The organism is Lederbergia lenta NBRC 16444, assembly GCF_001591545.1.
GTDB lineage: Bacteria > Bacillota > Bacilli > Bacillales > Bacillaceae_C > Lederbergia > Lederbergia lenta.
This window is the reverse complement of sequence record NZ_BCVC01000001.1, coordinates 1,389,872-1,411,900: the sequence shown is the minus strand read 5'-3', so window position 1 is coordinate 1,411,900 and position 22,029 is coordinate 1,389,872. Positions and strand designations below refer to the sequence as shown.

Annotated in this window: 24 protein-coding genes and 3 pseudogenes; 4 read left to right on the top strand and 23 right to left on the bottom strand. The window is 34.9% G+C overall.

Annotated elements, in window-relative coordinates; translation table 11 throughout:
- Nucleotides 1–109: 109 nt before the first annotated feature.
- Genes BLE01S_RS06670 through BLE01S_RS06655 form a run of 4 tightly spaced genes read left to right on the top strand, consistent with a single transcriptional unit; the run spans nucleotide 110 to nucleotide 4,182 of the window.
- Nucleotides 110–1,156: a LacI family DNA-binding transcriptional regulator gene (locus BLE01S_RS06670; protein ID WP_111703471.1), complete on the top strand. Its 1,047-nt coding sequence runs from the start codon at nucleotides 110–112 to the stop codon at nucleotides 1,154–1,156.
- Entirely contained in the window at nucleotides 1,153–2,313 is a 1,161-nt protein-coding gene (locus BLE01S_RS06665; protein WP_066138756.1) for a Gfo/Idh/MocA family protein, read from the top strand. The genes BLE01S_RS06670 and BLE01S_RS06665 overlap by 4 nt, the downstream gene beginning before the upstream one ends.
- A 24-nt stretch (nucleotides 2,314–2,337) precedes the next feature.
- Nucleotides 2,338–3,066 (top strand): ThuA domain-containing protein, encoded by a 729-nt coding sequence (locus tag BLE01S_RS06660; protein WP_066138752.1) that lies wholly within the window; start codon nucleotides 2,338–2,340, stop codon nucleotides 3,064–3,066.
- A gap of 18 nt (nucleotides 3,067–3,084) precedes the next feature.
- Entirely contained in the window at nucleotides 3,085–4,182 is a 1,098-nt protein-coding gene (locus BLE01S_RS06655; RefSeq protein WP_066138749.1) for a Gfo/Idh/MocA family protein, read from the top strand.
- Nucleotides 4,183–4,253: 71 nt separating this feature from the next.
- Here the strand turns inward: BLE01S_RS06655 and BLE01S_RS06650 are convergent, their stop codons facing one another.
- The 23 genes and pseudogenes from BLE01S_RS06650 to BLE01S_RS06545 all read right to left on the bottom strand — a co-directional run bounded on the left by BLE01S_RS06650 (nucleotide 4,254) and on the right by BLE01S_RS06545 (nucleotide 21,958).
- A complete protein-coding gene (locus tag BLE01S_RS06650; RefSeq protein ID WP_066138746.1) occupies nucleotides 4,254–5,237 on the bottom strand; it encodes a hydroxyacid dehydrogenase in 984 nt (327 codons plus the stop codon).
- A gap of 66 nt (nucleotides 5,238–5,303) precedes the next feature.
- The gene (locus BLE01S_RS06645; protein WP_066138743.1) at nucleotides 5,304–5,603 is read right to left on the bottom strand and encodes a DUF5316 domain-containing protein; all 300 of its coding nucleotides are present in this window, start codon (nucleotides 5,601–5,603) and stop codon (nucleotides 5,304–5,306) included.
- Nucleotides 5,604–6,819: 1,216 nt separating this feature from the next.
- Nucleotides 6,820–7,083 carry a phosphotransferase gene (locus BLE01S_RS06640; RefSeq protein WP_066138740.1) on the bottom strand — a complete coding sequence of 88 codons (264 nt, stop codon included), beginning with the start codon at nucleotides 7,081–7,083 and terminating at the stop codon, nucleotides 6,820–6,822.
- 99 nt (nucleotides 7,084–7,182) lie between these two features.
- Nucleotides 7,183–7,827: an HD domain-containing protein gene (locus BLE01S_RS06635; protein ID WP_066138737.1), complete on the bottom strand. Its 645-nt coding sequence runs from the start codon at nucleotides 7,825–7,827 to the stop codon at nucleotides 7,183–7,185.
- A gap of 56 nt (nucleotides 7,828–7,883) precedes the next feature.
- Entirely contained in the window at nucleotides 7,884–8,417 is a 534-nt protein-coding gene (locus tag BLE01S_RS06630; protein ID WP_066138734.1) for a DUF4269 domain-containing protein, read from the bottom strand.
- A 73-nt stretch (nucleotides 8,418–8,490) separates the two neighbouring features.
- On the bottom strand, nucleotides 8,491–8,913 hold the full coding sequence (locus tag BLE01S_RS06625) for a GNAT family N-acetyltransferase (RefSeq protein ID WP_326255596.1): 423 nt from the start codon (nucleotides 8,911–8,913) through the stop codon (nucleotides 8,491–8,493).
- Nucleotides 8,914–9,183: 270 nt separating this feature from the next.
- Nucleotides 9,184–10,083: a M23 family metallopeptidase gene (locus BLE01S_RS06620; RefSeq protein ID WP_066138731.1), complete on the bottom strand. Its 900-nt coding sequence runs from the start codon at nucleotides 10,081–10,083 to the stop codon at nucleotides 9,184–9,186.
- A gap of 68 nt (nucleotides 10,084–10,151) precedes the next feature.
- Nucleotides 10,152–10,558 (bottom strand): annotated as a pseudogene (locus BLE01S_RS06615) (NUDIX hydrolase).
- A 23-nt stretch (nucleotides 10,559–10,581) separates the two neighbouring features.
- Nucleotides 10,582–11,487: a dienelactone hydrolase family protein gene (locus BLE01S_RS06610; RefSeq protein ID WP_066138728.1), complete on the bottom strand. Its 906-nt coding sequence runs from the start codon at nucleotides 11,485–11,487 to the stop codon at nucleotides 10,582–10,584.
- A 38-nt stretch (nucleotides 11,488–11,525) separates the two neighbouring features.
- Entirely contained in the window at nucleotides 11,526–12,245 is a 720-nt protein-coding gene (locus tag BLE01S_RS06605; protein ID WP_066138725.1) for a nucleotidyltransferase domain-containing protein, read from the bottom strand.
- Between the two features lie 73 nt (nucleotides 12,246–12,318).
- Entirely contained in the window at nucleotides 12,319–13,437 is a 1,119-nt protein-coding gene (locus BLE01S_RS06600; protein WP_066138721.1) for a DUF1835 domain-containing protein, read from the bottom strand.
- 26 nt (nucleotides 13,438–13,463) lie between these two features.
- A pseudogene (locus BLE01S_RS06595) lies at nucleotides 13,464–14,213 on the bottom strand (metallophosphoesterase family protein).
- Between the two features lie 413 nt (nucleotides 14,214–14,626).
- The gene (locus tag BLE01S_RS06585; protein ID WP_066138716.1) at nucleotides 14,627–15,088 is read right to left on the bottom strand and encodes a GNAT family N-acetyltransferase; all 462 of its coding nucleotides are present in this window, start codon (nucleotides 15,086–15,088) and stop codon (nucleotides 14,627–14,629) included.
- A 55-nt stretch (nucleotides 15,089–15,143) separates the two neighbouring features.
- A pseudogene (locus BLE01S_RS21370) lies at nucleotides 15,144–15,447 on the bottom strand (DUF6886 family protein); the annotation flags it as partial.
- Nucleotides 15,405–15,596: a DUF6886 family protein gene (locus tag BLE01S_RS21365; protein WP_369691403.1), complete on the bottom strand. Its 192-nt coding sequence runs from the start codon at nucleotides 15,594–15,596 to the stop codon at nucleotides 15,405–15,407. The gene BLE01S_RS21365 and the pseudogene BLE01S_RS21370, both read right to left, overlap by 43 nt.
- Before the next feature lie 79 nt (nucleotides 15,597–15,675).
- On the bottom strand, nucleotides 15,676–16,248 hold the full coding sequence (locus tag BLE01S_RS06580; protein ID WP_066138713.1) for a GNAT family N-acetyltransferase: 573 nt from the start codon (nucleotides 16,246–16,248) through the stop codon (nucleotides 15,676–15,678).
- Between the two features lie 111 nt (nucleotides 16,249–16,359).
- Nucleotides 16,360–17,175: a lipid II flippase Amj family protein gene (locus BLE01S_RS06575; RefSeq protein ID WP_066138710.1), complete on the bottom strand. Its 816-nt coding sequence runs from the start codon at nucleotides 17,173–17,175 to the stop codon at nucleotides 16,360–16,362.
- Nucleotides 17,176–17,511: 336 nt separating this feature from the next.
- The gene (locus BLE01S_RS06570) at nucleotides 17,512–18,318 is read right to left on the bottom strand and encodes a methyltransferase domain-containing protein (protein WP_066138707.1); all 807 of its coding nucleotides are present in this window, start codon (nucleotides 18,316–18,318) and stop codon (nucleotides 17,512–17,514) included.
- Between the two features lie 113 nt (nucleotides 18,319–18,431).
- Nucleotides 18,432–18,890 carry an NUDIX domain-containing protein gene (locus BLE01S_RS06565; RefSeq protein WP_066138704.1) on the bottom strand — a complete coding sequence of 153 codons (459 nt, stop codon included), beginning with the start codon at nucleotides 18,888–18,890 and terminating at the stop codon, nucleotides 18,432–18,434.
- Between the two features lie 48 nt (nucleotides 18,891–18,938).
- Nucleotides 18,939–19,514 carry a histidine phosphatase family protein gene (locus BLE01S_RS06560; RefSeq protein WP_066138701.1) on the bottom strand — a complete coding sequence of 192 codons (576 nt, stop codon included), beginning with the start codon at nucleotides 19,512–19,514 and terminating at the stop codon, nucleotides 18,939–18,941.
- Nucleotides 19,515–19,687: 173 nt separating this feature from the next.
- The gene (locus BLE01S_RS06555) at nucleotides 19,688–20,395 is read right to left on the bottom strand and encodes a class I SAM-dependent methyltransferase (protein ID WP_066140974.1); all 708 of its coding nucleotides are present in this window, start codon (nucleotides 20,393–20,395) and stop codon (nucleotides 19,688–19,690) included.
- A 186-nt stretch (nucleotides 20,396–20,581) separates the two neighbouring features.
- Nucleotides 20,582–20,935 (bottom strand): hypothetical protein, encoded by a 354-nt coding sequence (locus tag BLE01S_RS06550; protein ID WP_066138698.1) that lies wholly within the window; start codon nucleotides 20,933–20,935, stop codon nucleotides 20,582–20,584.
- Between the two features lie 315 nt (nucleotides 20,936–21,250).
- Entirely contained in the window at nucleotides 21,251–21,958 is a 708-nt protein-coding gene (locus tag BLE01S_RS06545; protein ID WP_066138694.1) for a DNA alkylation repair protein, read from the bottom strand.
- Between the last annotated feature and the right edge of the window lie 71 nt (nucleotides 21,959–22,029).

Below are 22,029 nucleotides of genomic sequence, written 5' to 3'. Positions count from 1 at the left end.
AACAATTTTACTCTCGATTATACTCACTTTAAAGAATTGTGTAATAATTACCAATTCGTATTGACAATATATCGATTATTTGGGAAGATGTACACGTGTACATAAAGTATTGGAGGGGATCTCTTTAGCTAAGCGAAAAGATGTAGCAAAATTAGCCGGCGTGTCCGAGGCGACAATATCTCGTGTATTCAATAATGTCGGACCAATCCGTGAAGAAACGAAACAAAAAGTGTTGAAAGCGGCTAAAACACTCAATTATCAACCTAACGCACTTGCTCAAAGCTTTGCTACTGGAAAAAGCGGAAACATTGGTGTGATTATACCTTATTTACCTAAAGTTCATTTGTTATCCACCCATTATTTTTCTGGTATATTAAGTGGCATTGGTATTCAGCTTGGAAAGTGTCAATACAACTTACTCGTCATGTTTCAATCTCCCCATGAACCAAAAGATTATGTTCAGCTTTTCCGTTCGCAAAAAATTGATGGGTGTATTATTCTTGGAGCAAAAAATGATGAGCAAGAAATAAAAGAGATTGAAAGACTTCATGAATTAAAACTTCCATATTGTTTAGTAAATCAAACATACGAAGGTTACCCGTTTCATTCCGTAGATGCTAAACATACTGAAGGTAGTTTTCAAGCGGTGTCCCTCCTACTTGAAAAAGGATTTAAACGAATCGCTTTTATCAATGGGCCTCTAGAATATTCTAACAGTATGGAACGATTAAAAGGCTATAGAGATGCCTATTTAAATGTTGGTATTGAACCACCATCGGAGTTGGTATTTCAAGGGAACTACAGCCGTACTAGCGGGATACAATTATCTACAGAGATTGCACCCCTTATGTCTAATATTGATGCCATTTTTTCTGGTAATGATCGGATGGCAATTGGTTTAATGCAAGGCTTAAGTAAGCATGGATATCACGTTGGCGAAGACTATGCACTCATCGGCTATGATAATTCTGATGTTGCTAGCATGGTTCAACCTCAATTAACGTCTGTACAGGTTCCCCTTCTTGAAATGGGCGAAATGGCCGCAGAAAAAGTGTTAAATGAGCTCAATGGAAAATCAGTAGTCCTTCAAGAAAGACTACCTGTTACCTTGATAGAACGAGCATCTATTCAAGTAAAAAAGGAGATGAGAAAATGAATTCTATTAATATTGGAATGATTGGTTATAAGTTTATGGGCAAGGCACATAGTCACGCGTATCGTGATCTGCCTATGTTTTTCCCTAAAAGTATTAGACCAGAAATGAAAGTAATATGTGGAAGAAATCCAGAAGCTGTTGCAGAAGCTGCTTCCCAGTTTGGTTGGGAAGAACATACGACTGATTGGAAAGAGCTATTAAAGCGTGATGATATTGATTTAATTGATATCAATGCACCGAGTGATGCACATAAAGAAATTGCGATGGAGGCTGCAAAAGCAGGAAAGCATATTTTTTGCGAGAAACCGTTAGCGCTTACACTTGATGATTCTAGAGAAATGTTGGCTGCTGTAGAAGCTGCTGGTGTAAAACATATGGTTGGTTTTAATTATCGCTTTGCCCCTGCTGTCATGTTGGCGAAAAAATTGATCGATGAAGGTAGATTAGGAGACATTTATCATTTTCGTGCTTGGTTTTTACAAGATTGGATCATGGATCCGGACTTCCCTCTCGTTTGGAGACTACAAAAAGAGGTTGCAGGTTCTGGATCGCATGGCGATTTAGGTGCGCATCTTATTGATATGGCCCATTACCTTGTCGGCGATATGACGGAAGTAATTGGCATGAGCGAAACGTTTATAAAAGAAAGACCGATTCCAGAAGAAATGACTGGATTATCGGCAACTAGTAGTAAAAGTTCTGAAAAAGGACCTGTTACTGTCGATGATGCCACATTATTTTTAGCTAGATTTTCAAATGGTGCGCTTGGGAGCTTTGAAGCAACCCGTTTTGCTGCGGGTCATCGTAGTACAAACTCCTTTGAAATTAACGGAAGTAAGGGTAGTGTGATTTTTGATTTTGAACGCATGAATGAATTGCAAGTGTATTTTACAGATGATAAAGAAGATGTCCAAGGTTTCCGTCGTGTGTTAGCAACGGATGCGGCACATGCTTATTCAGAGGCTTGGTGGCCAGCTGGACATACGATTGGCTATGAACATACTTTTATCCACTCATTTGTTGAGCTGATGGATGCTTTCCGTGAGGATCGTCAGCCGGTTCCTAATTTTGTTGATGGGGTAAAATGCCAGCAAGTTCTTGAAGCAGTTGATTTATCTATAGAAAAACGCCAATGGATTCAAATATCTGACCTTTAATATAATAAAAGGAGAGTGTATTTTATGACGAAAAAAGCGCTAATTGTACAAGGTGGTTGGGATGGTCATGAACCAGAAAAAGTAGCGTCCATTTTCCAAGATATCCTTAAAGATGAAAACTTTGATGTAGAAGTAGCAGATTCACTTGATGCATATGCAGATGTTGAGAAGCTGAAGTCACTTGATTTAATTGTCCCCCACTGGACAATGGGTGAAATCGAACAGAAATATGTGAATAATATTTCCCAAGCAGTAATAAGTGGCGTTGGCTTAGCAGGTTGTCATGGTGGTATGTGTGATTCTTTTCGTAAAAATGTAGATTGGCAGTTTATGACTGGAGGAAATTGGGTCGCTCATCCAGGTAATGATGGTGTCGAGTATATGGTTAATTTTAAACATTCTTCTAGTACTCTTTTTGAAGATATGGACGATTTCAAAGTAGTTAGCGAGCAATATTATTTGCACGTAGATCCTGCTGTTGAAATACTTGCGACAACTCGTTTTCCTGTAGTTAGTGGGCCGCATTCTACGAACGGATCCGTTGATATGCCAGTTGCTTGGACGAAACGTTGGGGGCTTGGACGTGTATTTTATAATTCACTAGGCCATGTAGCAAATATTGTAGCTATGCAAGAGGTATCTCACATGATGAGAAAAGGCTTTTTATGGGCAGCAGAAGGAAAAACACTATATCAAACAAATTCCACAAATAAAAATGAGCCGGTATATACAGGTATGGGAGATAGCCAATAACTACGAAGGAGGAAGAATATGAGTAAAATCAAAATTGGTATTATCGGTTGTGGAAATATTAGTTCTATCTATATGCAAAATATCCCAAGCTTTGATCATCTTGAACTTGTTGCCTGTGCTGATTTAGATGTAAACAGGGCTCGTGCTCAAGCGGAAAAGTATCAACTTTCACAAGCATATACAGTTAAAGAAATACTTGCTGATCCAAACATCGACCTTATCATTAATTTAACAATTCCAAAGGCGCATGCTGAAGTATGTATTCAAGTTCTTGAAGCGGGAAAACATGTATATGTAGAAAAACCACTAGCAGTTACACGTGAGGAAGGTAAATCAATACTTGATGTGGCTCAAAAAAATGGTTTACTCGTCGGCAGTGCCCCGGATACATTTTTAGGAGCCGGGATCCAAACTGCCCTTCATTTAATAGAAAGCGGAGAAATTGGTGTACCAATTGGTGCCTCTGCGTTTATGATTGGTCGTGGACATGAACATTGGCACCCAGACCCTGCCTTCTATTATGATGTAGGTGGTGGACCAATGTTTGATATGGGCCCTTATTATTTAACGGCTTTGATTGCGTTATTAGGTCCAATTAAGAGATTATCCGGTCTAGCAAGAATTAGTTACCCGGAACGAACCATTCTGAGTGAACCAAAAGCTGGAACGAAAATTAATGTCTCTACAGCCACGCACATATCTGGCACACTTGATTTTGATTCTGGGGCCATAGGAACAATTACAACAAGCTTCGATGCATTCGGTGGCTCTACCCTCCCTCCAATAGAGATTTATGGCAGTGAAGGTACATTGCTTGTCCCTGATCCAAATACATTTGGAGGGTCTGTGAAACTGCGTAAACGCGATGAAAAAGAGTTTATCGATATTCCATTAACACATAACTATGATGAGAATAGCCGTGGCATCGGTGTTGCGGATATGGCAAATGCGATTCAAAATGGAACGCCTCACCGTGCAAATGGGCAACTCGCATATCATGTGTTGGAAGCGATGCATGGATTTCACGATTCTTCTGAAAGCGGTGCCTTTTATCATATGCAAAGCACTTGTGAGAAACCGGAACCATTTCCAGTCAAACATAAAATATCAATTTAAAAAACTATTACATTCTAAAATGGAACCTATTCACAATCGAATAGGTTCCATTTTAAATAAACGAATGCTTATTATGCCATTATTAATGCCTTTTCCCTGGTGATCTCCCATTGCAAAGGTTTACCTTGCAAATAAAGTTTTAATTCATCCAGCATATACTCCCCCATCCGTTGGCATTCTTGTGACAATGAGCCTGCGATGTGAGGTGTTAAAATAACATTATCCATAGTGAAGAGTGGTGATCCGTCTATTGGTGGTTCAGGATAGGTAACATCCAAAACTGCAAAAAGATCCGAACGTAGCTTTAATACCTCAATCATTTCTTGCTCATTTACTACTGCTCCCCTTGATGTATTAATCAATGTAGCATTGTGTTTCATTAAGGAAATAAGTTCACCATTGATTAGTCCAACGGTTTCTTTTATCCATGGTGTATGAAGTGACACAACATCTGAACGCTGGAAGAGTTCTTCCAGTGAACATAGCTCTACTTGTAACTTCTCAGCATCCTCTTTTGAAACGAAGGGATCGTAGGCAATAACATGAACATCAAATTGCTTTAGTATCTCACACACTTTTCGTCCAATCATACCAAGCGATACAATTCCAACGGTTGAATGATAGGCCCCAGGAACCTCCATTTTTTTTATATGTTTTTGCTCTTTTTTTGTCTTGAGAACATATGACCAGCCTTGTTTTAATGAAAATAAAATTTGCGAAAGTGTATACTCGACAACTGGTACTGCATTTGCCGCAAAAGCACTAGTAATAGGAATGCCTCTTTCCCAAAATGCATCTGTCGTGATGTGTTTGATGGAACCTGCTCCATAAAAAAGCGCTTTCAAATGTGGGGCAGCCATCAATAGATTATCATCCAAAACAGGACAGCCCCATCCAGAAAAAATAACTTCTGTATCGGCCAACAATGCGGGATTTTGTTGAATTGATTCTTTTGTTTGTGGTTCTGCGTAAACGTCGATGTACTTCTTTATTTCTTCATGGACACTTCCGTAAATTAGATTAAAGTCATCTAATATAAATAAACCTTTCAGCATTTTAGTCCCCTCTTTCTTTTCGTCTTTTCTTATAAAAACTATTTCATCATTATTAGGTATACGGCTCTAGCTAAATACTTTTAATAAAACGTATGCAAAAGCTGCTATTAATATATTTGGTAAGCCAACAAGCAGGATTTTAGTCGTGGAACTCAATTGTCTTTTTCTATCTGTCTCATTTTCCGATTGATGCTTTACTCGGGATCTTTCACCATCAGCTAATGCCCCGATAGATAAACTAGCAAGTATAATTGCTAATAAACTTACGGTTCCAGATATGATGTAAATAAAATTCCAATCTATTATTAAGAATGAAATAATAATTCCCGAAAATGCTAGGAGTAAGCCAAAGTAAATGGGTTTCATACTTCTGACACTTCCCTAGAAAGTTTATGTAAATCGCTGTTCTCGCAAACTTTCTTGCTTTTTATCAAGTAGTGCGGATAGGTTGTTGGCTAACCGTGAGCCAACTCGGCGTAAAAGCCTATGGGCACTCAACTGCCCCGCTCCGCATAAGTGTAGCGCTTTCTCTCCAATCACCCTAAAAGTAACAAATCCTTAGAAAAGAGCCATGTAAAATAGATAATTCTTCTACTTTGAAACGGTGGATATAATGGTATATTACAATCTCGATCAAATCGCTAATTATGTTTTGCTTTTATGATTAGCCTTTTGAATCTTTATTTTACATGAAAATTAGCAAGAGATTTTTTGTAAACTTGGCACAATCTCTAATTCCAGTTCGTCTATTTAACAAACTATTTCTTAAGTAGATAAAGTATATCTTTTGTTTAATCGCTCTTGGTCTAATGAATAGCTTACTTAATCAATTTCATGCTAACATACACTTTATCAGTCATTACAACCTCTTTTCGTATAGTTTATTTACTATTTTACCATTTCAGTTATTTTATTCAATTGCTAAATTACTAGTTATTAAAAAGCTCTTACCATTAAGCATGATCAGGTTAAAAAGTCACATTTTCTGGACTCAATCATAATGACAAAAGACATCTAATCTTATGAAAATGAAAATCAGTGATCTATCTGATAGCTAAAAACATTGTAAATTCAGTAATTTAAGTGTATAATGTACGTAGTTAAAGATTATATTAAAAAGACCGTTTGGTGCGTCAACACCAAACGGTTTAAGCAATAGCAGGTTCCCTTCAAGGGGGATCAGCTTCCATAGAGCAGGAATAACCCATCCCTACGAGCCGTTAACTCAAGGATGGGTTATTTTTTTTGGTTAAATGCCAGAACCGTTATGATTAAGCTTGCAAAAGCTACCGCAAACATTAACGCCTCGAATACTGACATCGGCACCACCCCCTTTCTTGTGGGAGTGAGCCAACCACCCTTGAGTTACCCTATGCTATTACATACTTCATTATATCACACATACGTTCCCTTTGGAGTTATGTTAGTACAAATATAATCACTAATCTTTGGATGATGAGTGAAGAAGTTTATTATATATTTCCTCATATGGATTTTAGTTTATTTAGATTTTCAGCTAACCAAATCATTTCTTCAAAGAAACGTGCTGGTGGTCTGATATTTAGATTCATATCTGAATGTATCAACATGTACTTTCCATATACCATAGCAATCTTAGAGCATTTACTAAGTAATCTTTCGATAATAAATATGTTTCAATATAACCATTCATAAAAGTAACAGCAAGGGTAACATCAAATCCTTTTTCATTCAAGGCGCCAGATAAAATTGCTCTTGCTATATCTAGTTGTGGATAGTCATATTTCAATCTATCAAAATCTAAAATGGCAGTTATTTTATTTCCTTTAAATAATAGATTATCCATCCAAAGATCACGATGAGCCAACCCAGTGTTTCTGAGATTAAAGTGTTCTATCCATCACCTTTTCAGTATAGAAAATCTATAATACTTAAATTAACTAAACTAAAATTAATTCTTAAATCATTATTCTCCATCCCATTCACTTAGAAACGTTTCTAGATAATCTTCCATAAATAAATGTTTTCTTTCCGCTAATTTTTTAGCATAATTCGTATTCATAATCCCTTTCAGTTTTAATAACTTCTCGTAGAAGTGATTAATTGCTGTTGTCATTCCATCTCGATATTCTTCCTTAGTCATATACTCTCTCGATTTAATAGTTGGGTCATATATAATTTGACCTTTAGATCCAGAATATACGAAAGTTCTAGCAATACCGATAGCACCCATTGCATCTAGGCGGTCTGCATCTTGAACAATTTGTCCTTCTAAGGTTTTCATAGGTGGTTGCCCGCCACCTTTAAATGACATGGTTGAGATTATTTCGATAATTTTCGTTTTCGATACCTCGTCTACTTTTAATTCCAATAACCAATTTCTTACCTTTGCAATACCTGTTGCTTCAATTACATTCAATTTCTCATCAGCAATATCATGGAGCAACGCCGCCATTTCACAAATAAACATATTTGCGTTTTCTTGTTTCGCAATCTTTTTAGCCATTTTAGTTACTCTATAAATATGCCACCAGTCATGACCACTGGGTTCCTCTTTTAATTCTTGTTGAACAAATTGTTCTGTTTGAAAAATAATCTCCGCTTTATTCAATTGTTTCACTTCCGTTCAAAGTATATGACACTAGTCATTTAGTTTAATCACATATGTTAAACTATAATCCCTTTCTCTTTTCCGAATTCAATTAGTCTCTCGTAAGGATCTCCTTTTAGACCTAATATATTACAAAAAGCAGGTTCTGTTTTAAAGCCTTGTTGCTTCAGTCTTATAACTTCTTCTTTTAATGTTGGGAACTGCTTCAGTAATGTTTGTTCTATTATCATATGTAAATAAGCATATTGTTGTTGTACAGGTTGAGCTTGACCAAATAATTCAAATTCAAATCCTTCAAATATAAAATTTGCTTTTATGATTGGTATGTTTCTAATAATCGTACTTTTAAGTAAAAAATCTTTTTTACCATTGTATAGAGCATTGATTCTAGTCTCAAATTTCTTGAAATTATTTACTTCCATAATAATATCTAAGTCAGAACTTTCAATATCAACTTCAATCGGAATCGTGCCACAAAGGACTGGCGTATAGTCAGATAAATCATTCATTATTCCTAAATCATATATTGCGTTATACGCTCGTTTTTGTTTCTCACTTCCGAAGCGTAAATAATCGATATCATTGATCACAAGAAACCTCCTTGGTTCTAATAGAAACAACCTGCATATATGTTATGTACAAGCACCGTTCAGATGAATATGTTTAAACCATCTTATACATGAGGATGTCATCAACATATTCATTTGTATTTAGCTTAATTGCTTTCACTTTGCGTCCTTCTTCAATAAATCCCATACTTTTGTATAAAGCTATCGCTCTATGGTTCGTTGCGAGTACTCCTAAGCATACCTTCTCAATCAATGGGTTCAACTCTGCCCAATTCAATAGTTCATTAATAAGCATTTTTCCAATACCTAAATCTCTAAAATCTTTATGGATCATTATTCCTAATGAACCAGTGTGAAGCAGTCTCTTTCGGTTTTGTGATTGGAATATCAACCAGCCAACAACTATACTATTCGTCTCTGCCACTATGATCGTTTCTCTTTCATTCTCTAAAATTTTTTGTATCCATTTTCTTTGTTGATCGATAGACTTGTTGAATTCTTCTGTAACTGTTATCATAAATTCATTTTCTAATATAACTGCTCTTTGAATATCTAAACAGTTTTTGCATCATTTAACTGTCCTGTGCGGATGATAACTTTATTAAGCTTTTTAATCTCTAACATACTTAGCCTCCATTATATATTTGTATCATGGAAAACAGAGTAATCAGTAGAATGAAAAGATGCTCTGTTTACAGTGAGATAATATCACTTTCTAGGTTTATAGCCTATCGAAAAATGAACATTACTAAGAATATAGTTCCTAGCTCATCATTATACTCAATTGTTAACGTACCAAACTGTTTCTCACAAGAAACCTATTATTAAATTGAATAGGTATACCTACCCCATCTTTTTCAGCATGAATATGCAAATGGGGTTCACTTGTATTTCCCGAATTACCTACTTTTCCTATTTTTTGTCCTACATTTACTATCGCATCTTGGTTTACTGTTACACTACCATTTTGCATATGCGCTAAATAAATAATCGCATCTGTATTTTCACATGATAAAGCGACATAATTACCTGTTGGATTTTCCGAATCAGCTTCTGGTGGTGTTAAATCAGGTAACTCATTTTGCACTTCAACAACTTTCCCGTTACAGGGACTATGCAGGTCATCTTCGTAAATATGATATTTTCTAAGTTCTTTTGGATAAAGACCATTTGCGCGTGTGCCAAATTTATTTAATTTCAGAATATCCAAAGCATATTTTTGAGCAGGATATGCCTGATGATAGTTCATTTGTACATGATTTCCACCTTGCCCGATATAGTAGGTCCCATCTTGAAGAGGAAAAGATAATTCAATTGTTGCTTCATCAGTTGTATAACTGGAAATGATAAATATATTATAAATACTGAATATTAAAAGAAGGAATATATTAACACCAAGTGTAACTTTTTGATTGATTTTATATTTTATTTTGAAAGGTAATTTACGTACCTTTTTCCAAGAATTAAGCAGTGCTATAACAAATAATGCTAATACAAGAAAACGGAAATAGTAGCCGACCCAACTCCAATTTCCTGATTGAAATATCCAAACAACTATTACAGTAGTAGTTACTGCATCTAACAACCATTCCGCCTTGCTTTTAAAAGCTGCTTTCCATAGAACGAAAATAAATACAGCTGGTAAAACAATCAATATGCCTATTGAGAAAATAAGTGAAACGGACATTTTACATCATCTCCTACATAATTCTCATAAAGGTATTACAATCGCATCCTTGTCTTTCCTTCATAGATTTATATCCTTTCGCGTGTATAATGATTCTTCAGAAATTCATCAAGAATCTTTTTATGGCTTTTTACAATATTATTAGGTAATTGATCGGGATAAAAAAACTCAAATGTTAAAGATTCTGATGTATCTACCAATAAATTACCTTTTACATTTTTAGAAAAATATGCAATTGTAACTACATAAAATTCATCGCCATTTTCAGCTTTTATATAGTTTTCTGCACCAGAATAAACATTAATTAATTGGAGATCATCAATTTTCAAGCCAGTTTCTTCAAAGACCTCCCGCTTTGCAACTTACGTTGCTGTAATAAAATCCTCCCACATTCGTCCACAATAATTGTGACAGCATCTACAAATATTAATGGTCTATGGCCAACTATTTTTCTTAGTTCTTCAACATACCCCAAACGAAACTCCTCCTTATTCCTCTCTATAACCACTTCTGCAAAAATGAGATGATTTCGTATCTCATATCTTCCGTTTCAAAGTGTCCAATATTATAACGCTTTAACTGCCATGCCTCAGATACATTTTGTTCCTGATAAACTTTTTTTAGTTGCTCATCAATAATATCCAATCCTTTGGCAGGCGTTAAACGATCATAATTACCTGCAAGGCTCAAATGAGGACGCGGCGCAATCAGTGAGTTAATATCTGAGGTTGTAAAATGATTAAGGAGATTTGGTACAAAATAATAGATACCATGGCCGTCTAATCCTTGACTTTCTATTAATGTATGAAAATCGCATAAACCACATAAATCAATGCATACTTTAATTCTAGTCTCTAAAGCTGCCAGCCACCACGACATGGTACTGCCCATAGAAATACCCATCGTACCAATTCGATCTGAATCCACATCCGAGCGAGATGATAAATAATCAATAGCGCGTAAATTGTCATACACCATATTTCCCCATAATACTTGACCCTTCCAGAGCATTTCTTTAAAAAGCTCCGTTTCTGTTCTTCCTCTTCTTTTACCAAATCCCCAAGCATCTGTACAGAGAACAGCATATCCTAATTTTGCTAATTGCTCTGCATACGGAGGGTTTTGCAAATAATGATTGCCTTTAATTAGTTCATCCTTACCAAGTTCATAATTTCCCCCGTGTGAATGATTAAATAGAATGGTTGGAAAAGGAGGCTCCCCTTTTAATAGTTTTATAAAATAGGCAGGAACCGATTCCACACCATTTAAATCGAGCAACCAATCTTCCTGTATATAGTGAGGTAATGCTTCTTCCTTTAGCTTTTTTGCGGAAATTGGTTGCGACTTTGAAGGTAAATCTCCAAGTAAATTGTACAATTCTATCCGTTGTTCTTTGATAGTCAATACGCTCCACTCCTTGTAAAATTCTTTTACGCGACAGTTTAATTTTTACCTAGCGAAAATCCTGCAAAAAGCCGTCCACCATACGGGTCTAAAACCTCATCTATTAATTTAACTATTTTGTTTTTATTCCCTGTTCTATAAAAATCCTCAAAAGCTTCCACAAACGCCTCGGTAAAGTTCTCATCAAATTGTTTTAAAGCACGGATGATCCACTTTGATGCACCGATCCACTGGCCATTCGTCCTTAACACAAATTCATGAACCAACTCGGCCAGTGTGCTAGCAATACATATATCTTCCGCTCGATTATTACTACCTAAAAAATCATCCAATGCATCAGAAATAAAATATTGCTTCGTTTTAATTGTTTCTTGTGACCATTTTTCAGGACCTTTCATCAAGATATCATTCGCTTCTTCTCTTATTGAGTCGATAATACCGTCATCTATTAAGACAATCCCTTCGGAGACCATTCTCGGCATCGAGGGTTTTGCTACTTTACAATCCATCTCAAAAAAGTGTTTATAAGAAGTCAGATTATGGACAAATATCTCTATTGGCCAACCAAACTCAATGAAAGACTCTCGGTAAGAAGAATCAAGACTTTGATCAAATATAACAATATCAAGATCAGAAGTTTCTGTTGCTTCACCCCTAACAACGCTTCCAGCTAATAGTGCACCTTGGCAATTTGGATAATTGTATAAAATAAAACTTTTGGCAGCTTCTATTGGCTTTAATCTATTCGTTTTTCCCATTCTAATCACCCCATTATGTTATGAATCAGCAAGTAAGTAACACTTATGAACGCTCTTTAAATAATTGAATCAATTATGAACGCAGTTTTACGCTATAATGCTTCATTGATTTCGGTATTCCTTTTAACTCAAATACCCCACTATAAATCAAATGCCTAATCCGATATTCCAAAAAGAAATCACTAATCATTCCATCCATTTGAATTACTATTTCGCCAATCACTCTTCCAGCCTTAATAAAGTCTTTGTTTACTTGCTCGTTATGCAACTGTTTCAATGTATTTACGATAAGTGGGTCATAGTGAACTTCAGGCACACTGATTAAATCTTCATTACACCATAAACGTAAGATTTTTTTTGATTGACCTAGTGTTCGCCATTTTCTTTGCATTTGAATTCGATCCTTAGTAGATAGTGGAATCAATGGTTTGAATCTTTCGAAAATATATTTTAAATTTTTGGGTCTAATCTGACTCGTATAGAACACAGATTGAGCATCATCTTTGCGACTTATATATGTACTATATAGATCCGTGGAGTGAAGAAGAAAAATATCATTAGCCCTATCTCGCAATAAATGGACGATAAAATGAACACCTGATTGCTCATCAGCGTTATTAGCATACCAAATATAAATTGGAACTTGATCTGGTATACCCTCTATTTCTAGCAGCGCATTCGTAAATTTATTTTCATATTCATCATCATTTTCACTTGAATTAATATTTTCAAATAACCATTCATATCTAAATGTTTGCCCCACTTTTTCCTCTAGCTTCCACATCGGTCCAATCGAAAAGAGGTCTGGAAAAGCAATGACGTTTTTAGGTTGATCTAGTCCCACTTTTAAAGAACCAGCTGCAGATTCTGAGGAAACGATATGGAATGATTTAGATAATTCTTTATTAATGTTGGATAAATTGCGATGTTTTTGAATTTGCTTATTAATTTCTTTTAACATAATGTTTCTATCATCCTGTTTCATTAAGTAGACTCTACCTTCAAGTGGTTTGCTTTCTTCGTGATCAAATCTAGCAAACTCATCCTCGTGATTTAATTCAAATGTTTCCCATTCTCCGACTGAAACTAACTCAGATGCGGTTAAATAATTCTGTGTTTTAATATTATAAACAAAGACTACATTAGGCTCTATGAAAAAGTAGATAAATGGATGATTCGCTTTCGTTTTCATTCCAGCAACTCCTTGTTATTTCCACATTAGTTTGATGTATCATCCAAATGTTGGTTCCCATAAAATACTTTTAAAATAAAATCTTGGGAGGGTATATTCAGTTTCTGATAAGCAAGTAGAAATTCCTTATTATTATAGGGCACTTCATTGAAAGAAACGTTAATACTACCATTTCCTCCAATTTTTATTATAGTGAAAGGTGCCAATGGATTGTGATGGCAACCTAAAGAGCTTGGATTAAGATAAAGTCGCTCTTTCGACTTAAAATGATGGATCACATGATGGTGCCCAAAACAAACGATATCAGCATCAGACTTTTGGTATATTGCATCAAGCTTTTGTGCACTCGGTTGATAATCTATTGGTAAATATTCACCTTGTTCGTTTAGATGGTAGTGGACAAACAGAAAATTCCGACCATTGTAATTAGCATAGATGCTCTTTGGTATTTGTGATAATGGAGAAATAAATTTAGTGTCTAATCAAGACGCAATCCATTTATGATGTTCCTTTTCTTCTCCTATACTGGCTGGATCGTTTCCTTCGATTATATTTACCACTGCCTTATCATGATTTCCCATAACAACAGATATATCTTTTCTCGAAAATATTAACTCAAGTACACTATTCGTTTCATGACCAATACCGATTAAGTCACCTAAACAATAAATGTGATCGATTTGCTTCTCTTTATCCAATTCGGTTAACATTGCTTTTAATGCCGAACTATTACCATGAATATCGGTAATAATCGCTATATTTTTATCTGTATCCATAATCGGCCCTTCTCCTTTATTTATGGGGTTCGATAAACTGTACCAACAGTTAACGAGAAATCATTATTAGTAATTCTACCTTTCTGATCTACTAATAAATTCATGGATATGGTAATTGATAAAAGTAATAACTGGAATAAAAAATATTAATACCACAACCCCTAAACTGCCCAATAATCCATCTGTCTCTTTATGGAATGTCTGGCTGTCTATTCGGAGTAAGATCACCACTGCTATTACTAATAAAACTGTGTTTATACAAAAAACAACGAACATTCCAATCCATTTATTTCCTAGCTTTCTTATTATCCAGAGAGAGGTTAGTGTGGATGCTATTAATGATAATAATAAAATCATTAGAACTAAAATATTCAGAATTACTCCCCCCTGTACTGTACTGATATGTAAAGTTATTAAACTTTTTTGTATACAAATTCTCGGTATGGTGAAAACCCTTGTTTTTGATAAAACTCTTTAGCTACATTGTTGTCAAACCAATAATCTAATTCAATTAGATCAATTCCATTATTTTTAGCAATCGCATATACTTCTTCCATTAGACGAGAGCCATAGCCTTTGTGTTGCTTTGTTTCATCTATGCTTATCTGATGTACATAGACAGAATTATACGCCTTTTTAAAGGCATCTTCTGTGTAATCTCTTATCCCAATCCAGGCATAACCAACTGCTACATCATTATCTTCTACTAGTAAGAAAATAAAGCTTTTATTTTTCATACACTCTTTAAAAACATCTTTTATCTCCTCATAATTATATTCCTTGAAGTATGAAGGATATAATGTAGAATGCAGATCATGCACCTGTTTATTCAACTTAGCAATTAATTGATAATCCTTTGATTGACTGATTTTCATCGTGTATCTCCCTTGTGAATGTATTGGTTTTTAAATATTTCTCATTCGAACATTTTCATATAAAGTTACTGGGATCCTTATCAGTCTGGGGCATAGAATATAAATCTGGAGTGAATCTCAATTCTACCTTCTCACTTAAAATTTTCTCGATTAAACCGTTAACTAGCTCTAGTTTTTCTGGAGTAATTTCCTTATATGATATATAGTAGCCAGCAGTTTTAGCTTCTAAAAATAATTCAAATGTCTCTTTAAAAAATGTATAATTTAGTATCGCGAATTCGTTCTATCCATTGATTTTCCATAACTATAATTTTATCTACATTTGAAACGGAAAAGAATCTATCTTCATCTTTCTCATCCGTCCATTCTGCTTTTCTCTAGGACAATCCCGAGGAAAATAATAATGAGCGGAATGTTCTTTATCAATCGCATACAACCGGGGAAAGTTCTGGAAATGCTTTTGATGGTCTAGGTTTAAATATTGCGATACTTGGGTCCTCGCTAAAATGGTATAACAATTTCAATCCCCCCGTCATTTGATTATATTCAGATCAGCCTACCTGGATACATTACTACTAATCGACCTGTCAATTTGTCACATCCATACGTACAAAATTATCTCGTAAAACATGGTATTCTCTATCTAAAATACTCATCATCACATCTGTTTCAAATTTATCCTCAATATAAGCCCCTTCTCTTTCAACACCTTCTTTTACAAATCCGCATTTCTCATAACAAGCGATGGCCCTGTGATTGTATGCTAAAACCCTTAGATCCACTCTATGTAACTGTAATTCTTCAAAAGCATATTGCAATACTAATTGCGTAATTTCAGTCCCTAAACCTATTCCCCACACGGAGGGATCAAACAGTCCGACAGCGTATCTTGCTCGGTAATCATCTTCACTGACCGTTAATCGTGCTTGACCAATGCAGCGACCCGCATATTCCACACACCACTCAAGTTTATTTGATAATATATTTTCTATGAATATTCTTGCATCCTTCATTGTCAGCGGTTGCAAATCGTGCGTGTCCCCGCCATACATTCTGGTGAGTTCTTTATTTCTTCCACATTTGAAAAAGTCATTCAAATCATTTTCTATCGGCTTCCTAAGTAGAATTTTTTCCCCTTTTATCGTAGGAGACAGATTCATTTCATCACCCTTATATGTTTTTATGATGAAGCATTTTACTGAGACACTTCCAGTTATTATAAGTCGTGCAAATATTGTTGTTCCCATCTATTGTATTTGATAGTACTAAGATTAAATCCACTCGGCGAACCAGGCGACATAATATGCTGCTGGAAGAAATAAGAGTTGTGCCATCATTGTGCCAACTAATTTTGAACTAATCATCGTCAAAGAATAGCTTTTTAAATAAATATACTTACTTTGCTTTTTTACAACTCTATCAGCTAATACGGATGCTTTTGGATCAATAAACAAGGTTAATAATATAGTAGCAATGCCATTGATGATACCAGATGACATTAAAGCTGCTTGAGCATAATCGTTCGGAACTAATATAGAAGCATATATAGAAGATAGTACCCCAACTGTAAAGACAGCAGAAATAATGACATTAATAACAAAAAGTCGTTTAGGGATTGTTTGAAATGTGATTCCTTTTAAGTATGATAACCTAGGTAGCTTAAAACAATTTATTACTTTTTTGATCCCATTTAAATTAAATTGATGTATAAATAAGGCAACAACTGATCCACGTTCGTTCGATAATTGTACAATGGCTCTAGAAAAGATATTGATGAACGTAGGAAATAAAAGAATGCCCAAAAATACACCGATCGACGTAACACCAATTAGAATTCTGTATTGTTCTTCGATGAAAATTAATTTTTGAGAGTCAGGTGCCTCCGCGATAAGTTTTGCTGTTAATGGTTGCTGGATCATAGTAGAGAATCTTGAAATAATAACGAGCGTACTAAATAATGATAATGCTGTTGCAATTAATTTTACTCTAGCTCCCGATATCCTCGTAGAATAAGCTAGTGTCTCAATCATAGTGACAACCAACAGAAAAATAGAGATGATTATTACTTTGCCAGTGATTAATTCCATAGTAGGTCTCCTTGGAAAAATATTCTAATTGTATTATATACTACATTAATGTTATTAACTCCCAAAAATGTATTTTCTAATTTAAAATTAGGATGTAATGGTGTGGATTCTAGAGATGTAAAGGAAATAGTATCTTGTTAAAAGAATGCTCTGACGGGGTTAATAGACGAAGAATTTCTAATGTTGATTTTATAGAAGATTGGTACGAATATAGGTACTCAGGGAGAGGTCCCTACTAGGTCTCTCCCGATTCCAAATGATCAATTAGCAGGGATTAATTAATCTTAAAAATACCATAATATAAGATCCTTTAGTGTATTATTATCTAACCTAATATTATTGCTTACTCTTCTTTCCTTCTACCGCTAATAAATACATTGTTTGGGATTCAGCCGAAGTATTTATCCATTTACGAAAATCCTTTTCAGCCTGTGACCTTTGACCTTCACTGATAAATCCATCGTTAACCATTTGAATACCTTTGATTGCAGCGACATCTGCCCAGATTGTAATTTGGGTTTGGAAATTAGTATCAGTATGTTTAGTGTATTCACTTTGCTTCGTTGTTTTTATATCTGAAAGTCCCAACTCACTAAACATATCCGGAAGATGATCAGCTATTTCATTATCCATCCCCGCATCTGAGCGCCATCGTAAAAAGTCATCATAGAAATCTTGCATTGTTTTAGGGATCTCCGGTTCCCAAGATATTTTAGTATGATTATAATCAAGAATTAAAACGCTGCCATTATTTTTGACAGCTTGCACCATTTGCTGTAAAGCTGCTTTGGGTCTAGATAACCATTGAAGGACCCTTGCAGAAGTAACTATATCAAATTCATTTTGATAGGGTAATTGATAAATATCACCAATCTCAAAAGAAATGATAGGATTATCTTTGTACAAGTGACGTGCTTTTAATATTAAATCTTGATTATTATCTATTCCGATGACGCGACCCCTTGGACCGACAACTTCTGCAATCCCAGATGTGATTGCTCCCGTTCCACAACCTACATCAAGGACGGTCATCCCCGGTTTGATAACCTCTGCCAATCTCTTATGCGAATTTTCAAGTGTCCGTGCATCGATAATACTTGAATTTTGTAATGTCGCTCTATCCTTTGCTACTTCAGCTCCCATAAAAATCCCTCCATTTACAGACTGAGTTCCTACTATTCAGAAAAAGGAAATCATTATCACTCCACATGTCCAGTCGAAATATAAAGTGTGGTTAACTCATAAGATGAAGTCCATTAATAATACTCTAGTAGCTTTTCATCAATTTCGTCTATATAGCCAATGTCAGTTTTTTGATCCCAAAATATAATTTGTTCAGTCTCTTCATTTTCTTCAAAAGGTCTTAACTCCTTGATATCACCAATAAATAATGCGCCGTATTCCATTCTATCATCTGGTTTTAATTGTAACTTCATTAATCCTTTAAAACGTATATCATCAATCCTTTGATTCGTTTCCTCAAATAGTTCTCTTACAGCACATTGCCTAGGCGTTTCTCCCTCATCTATCATGCCGCCAGCAAGTTCCCAATGTTTTCTCCATTTATTGAACATGATCAGGAATTTTTCTTGATATTTAACTACTACTAGAGAATGAGTTAGTGGTGCATCTGCTACATAGTTCATTATTTCATTTTCCTCTACAATTAGAAAATCAAGAAAAACATGCCCACTTTTGTTTATTAAAATCGTCATATGGTCCTCCCACGTCTATAAAGATTTAAAATGAAACCAATCTACTTGTTATTCGTTAGCTGAAAAAGAGTATGAAGTAGCATTCCAATGTGTAGAACCTGTTTTTCTTTTACCTTTCCAGCCCATTTTTTGCAGTTCCTTTGCTATCAAAAGATTAAAAAATCCATGTCCAATTAAAGCGACTGAGTTATATTCCTTTGCATATGCCACTAATTGTTCTGCCGCTGTTTTAGCTCTTTGTTTGGCTTTACCAAAAGATTCACACTGCTTAGAATAGCCAAAGAACCATAGGCACCTAAATATAACGGCCCATATCTGTGGATGTAATTTAATTATCATTACATTTGTTAACGGAATTGGTAACTCAGTCTCACGAAATAATGGTTTGGAAATCGTTTTAGTATGTGGCTTTAAAAACTTGGCCGATTCGATCGCTCTTTTCAAATCACTTGAAATGACGACATTCGTGGTTGCTATTTTTTCAAGCGTTTCTGAAGGATAGGATCGCTCTTCAAACACTCCATTCCTATCATAATCTTCAATCCAATTCTTAAATCCTTCACTATTAATCCGGTTATTTATTGTTAAGGTAGATCTGCCATGTCTAATCAAAGTAATTTCCATATGTGTCTCCTGAAGTCGATCTATTTTTATACCGCTGTTATTGCCAAATAGAGAAAACACCATCGTTTTCTCTTTGGAACAGGTCTTCTGAGTTTAACAACCCTATCTATACCCGCCTCCTGCCCATGATAAGTTTAATTTAAGAGAAAGAAGGATAACAGGAACATCCTCTTTCAGTTACACTTTTTTATTTTCAACATGGAATCAGCGTTGACTTGAAATTCATACCCAACTTTAACCTCTTCAACTGTACATCCTTTATCTGTGAGATAAAGGATTAATTCATCTAAATGTTCATATCGCTTTCCTTCAAGATCTACTAAAGGGAAAATACAAATCTCATCACTAGAAACCCTTAATAACTCATTTAGTGTTTTCATATGAAATTGATAATCTAGTCGATCAGCGTACATAAAGAGAAAATGTGCCGAAAAAATAATATCAAATTCATTATCTTTAAACGGTAATGTAGGTAAAGTAACGGGAATATATCTTTCACTTATTTCCTTTCTATTATTAGAACAATCTTTTAACGCATGCAAGCGATGTCCTCTAAGATCGTCTATATCATTGAAGTAATCCCAAACATAATTATCCTTTACTTTTTCTATATGTTCCATCGCATGTTCAATATCTTGTAGACCTTTCATCTCGAGATCTTCTACCGAATGATAATAAGCAATATCACATGCTGTTATATCTAGCCCTATCTTGTTGCCGGATGCAGTAAATGAACATGCTCCTGCAGGACAATCAAGTATTTTCTTTCCTTCAAGCTTCTCTACTGAAAGAGAAAACATATCTAAATATTCTTCAAAAGTTCTTCCTATAAAAATAATTCTCTCTAAATCTAACTTTTTACTCAGCTCAACTTTACTCAGCTCAACTTTACTCATCTCAGCTCACCTCTTCTAACAAGATTCTCATTAATTATATCGCTAATATTATGGAGGATTAATAAATATTAATGCAACTGCACTAATATTTAACTTTCATATAAATCTCCTCACATAGCCATTTAATATCTCCGATAATTCATTAGTCCTTATGGAAGTTGAATCCCTCTTTTATAAAAGAATACTAAACAATAAATAAAATATGGAACTGCTTATTAATATAAATAACGCTTGCAAATAACTAAATACTTTCACTTTACTTTGTTGTTTTATACCTCCAATCTCATAGGCAACTTTCCAATTGATTGGAATGAAAAATGATGTAAATAACATACCAACAAAAACTGTTATAAAAAAAAGTTTTAAGTAATTTGGTATATTTAAATCAAAAAGGAAATTCCCTAACACGAAAAACGGGACCCCTATCCAAAATGCGAACATAACGATAAGTAAAAATGAAGCAATAATCAATAACATAAAATTTTTTCTTAAAACTGACGAGTATACTTTGCTGTATACACCCATAATCAACCTCCTCTAATATCTATTTCTAATGAAAGTAATAAGATTCATGGATTATTAAAAAGGTATTAATGGATAATACTTGTATATGATTTACCATATTTTACCCGAAGAGCTCCTAGTTTGGAAGCATTTCTTTAAACTAAGTTCAAAAGTATCTTCTTCAATTCTTTAAAGGATATATTAGTTAATATTTGATTTATCAAAACCAAGTTCTGTTAAAGTGACTTAGATCAATAACTACACCAAAAAGAGTGTCAATCCTTCTCGGATCAACACTCTCATTAAATGAGGATTATTACGTGATGTTGATAATTATTAACATCTTACATATTTTCTTTTGAAACCTAGCCTCCCTCTATCGACTTCTTTTTGAATACTGTCGTAAGCGTTTAGGAAACTGTTTTTTTTCTTGTCCCTTTTAATTTCTACTGTACCTATTGCCTTTGCAGTCTCAACTGCCTTTTCATGAAGCGGCAAATATGAAATCCCTACGGTGTATAGAAAATTATTCATTGAGGCTTTTGTTCGTTCGGGAGAATCGTGAATTGTGTTTTTAACCATTTCAAGCATATTGGCAATCTTAATTTCAGAAAACTCAAGGTCCTTGCGATTACCTAAAAGCCAGCAGTAGCAACTCCAACCCGCAGACATCCTTAGCTCTTCACCGCATCCAATCCATTTATCAGCAACTTCTTGTGCAATATCTGCTTCCGCTAAAGTTACTGCAACGACATAATCAGATAGCATATAAAAATATGCGGATTCCATCCAACGATCAAAATCCGACTCAGTCATTGCTTTTGGATCTGCAATAATGCCTGCAAAGTACATTGCATCGTAGTTCCCTGTGGCATAAAGCTCATCAGCTAAAGCCTGATTTATTTTTATTTTCTTTGAGATTGGTTTCATAGCGCCAGTAGCCACGCCAAAAAGCGGCTCGTGTGCACCATTAGATAAGTATATTTTTTTAGTTCGTTCCTTGCCGAGGGCTTCAAGCTCCTGCATAACCATTTCTAACTTCACGTTTAACACTTCCTTATTTATGGAGTTTTTTTCCTAAGGTTTTGCCCATCCAATCCATCATCACTATCCTA

Coding starts and splice junctions, on each gene's coding strand:
- BLE01S_RS06575 (WP_066138710.1), bottom strand. CDS start 17,175: ATGGAATTAATCACTGGCAAAGTAATAATCATCTCTATTTTTCTGTTG.
- BLE01S_RS06650 (WP_066138746.1), bottom strand. CDS start 5,237: ATGCTGAAAGGTTTATTTATATTAGATGACTTTAATCTAATTTACGGA.
- BLE01S_RS06570 (WP_066138707.1), bottom strand. CDS start 18,318: ATGGGAGCTGAAGTAGCAAAGGATAGAGCGACATTACAAAATTCAAGT.
- BLE01S_RS06620 (WP_066138731.1), bottom strand. CDS start 10,083: ATGTCCGTTTCACTTATTTTCTCAATAGGCATATTGATTGTTTTACCA.
- BLE01S_RS06565 (WP_066138704.1), bottom strand. CDS start 18,890: ATGACGATTTTAATAAACAAAAGTGGGCATGTTTTTCTTGATTTTCTA.
- BLE01S_RS06600 (WP_066138721.1), bottom strand. CDS start 13,437: ATGAAAACGAAAGCGAATCATCCATTTATCTACTTTTTCATAGAGCCT.
- BLE01S_RS06660 (WP_066138752.1), top strand. CDS start 2,338: ATGACGAAAAAAGCGCTAATTGTACAAGGTGGTTGGGATGGTCATGAA.
- BLE01S_RS06605 (WP_066138725.1), bottom strand. CDS start 12,245: ATGGGAAAAACGAATAGATTAAAGCCAATAGAAGCTGCCAAAAGTTTT.
- BLE01S_RS06580 (WP_066138713.1), bottom strand. CDS start 16,248: ATGAATCTGTCTCCTACGATAAAAGGGGAAAAAATTCTACTTAGGAAG.
- BLE01S_RS06585 (WP_066138716.1), bottom strand. CDS start 15,088: ATGAAAATCAGTCAATCAAAGGATTATCAATTAATTGCTAAGTTGAAT.
- BLE01S_RS06645 (WP_066138743.1), bottom strand. CDS start 5,603: ATGAAACCCATTTACTTTGGCTTACTCCTAGCATTTTCGGGAATTATT.
- BLE01S_RS06560 (WP_066138701.1), bottom strand. CDS start 19,514: ATGGAAATTACTTTGATTAGACATGGCAGATCTACCTTAACAATAAAT.
- BLE01S_RS06665 (WP_066138756.1), top strand. CDS start 1,153: ATGAATTCTATTAATATTGGAATGATTGGTTATAAGTTTATGGGCAAG.
- BLE01S_RS06550 (WP_066138698.1), bottom strand. CDS start 20,935: ATGGGTGTATACAGCAAAGTATACTCGTCAGTTTTAAGAAAAAATTTT.
- BLE01S_RS06625 (WP_326255596.1), bottom strand. CDS start 8,913: ATGATAACAGTTACAGAAGAATTCAACAAGTCTATCGATCAACAAAGA.
- BLE01S_RS06655 (WP_066138749.1), top strand. CDS start 3,085: ATGAGTAAAATCAAAATTGGTATTATCGGTTGTGGAAATATTAGTTCT.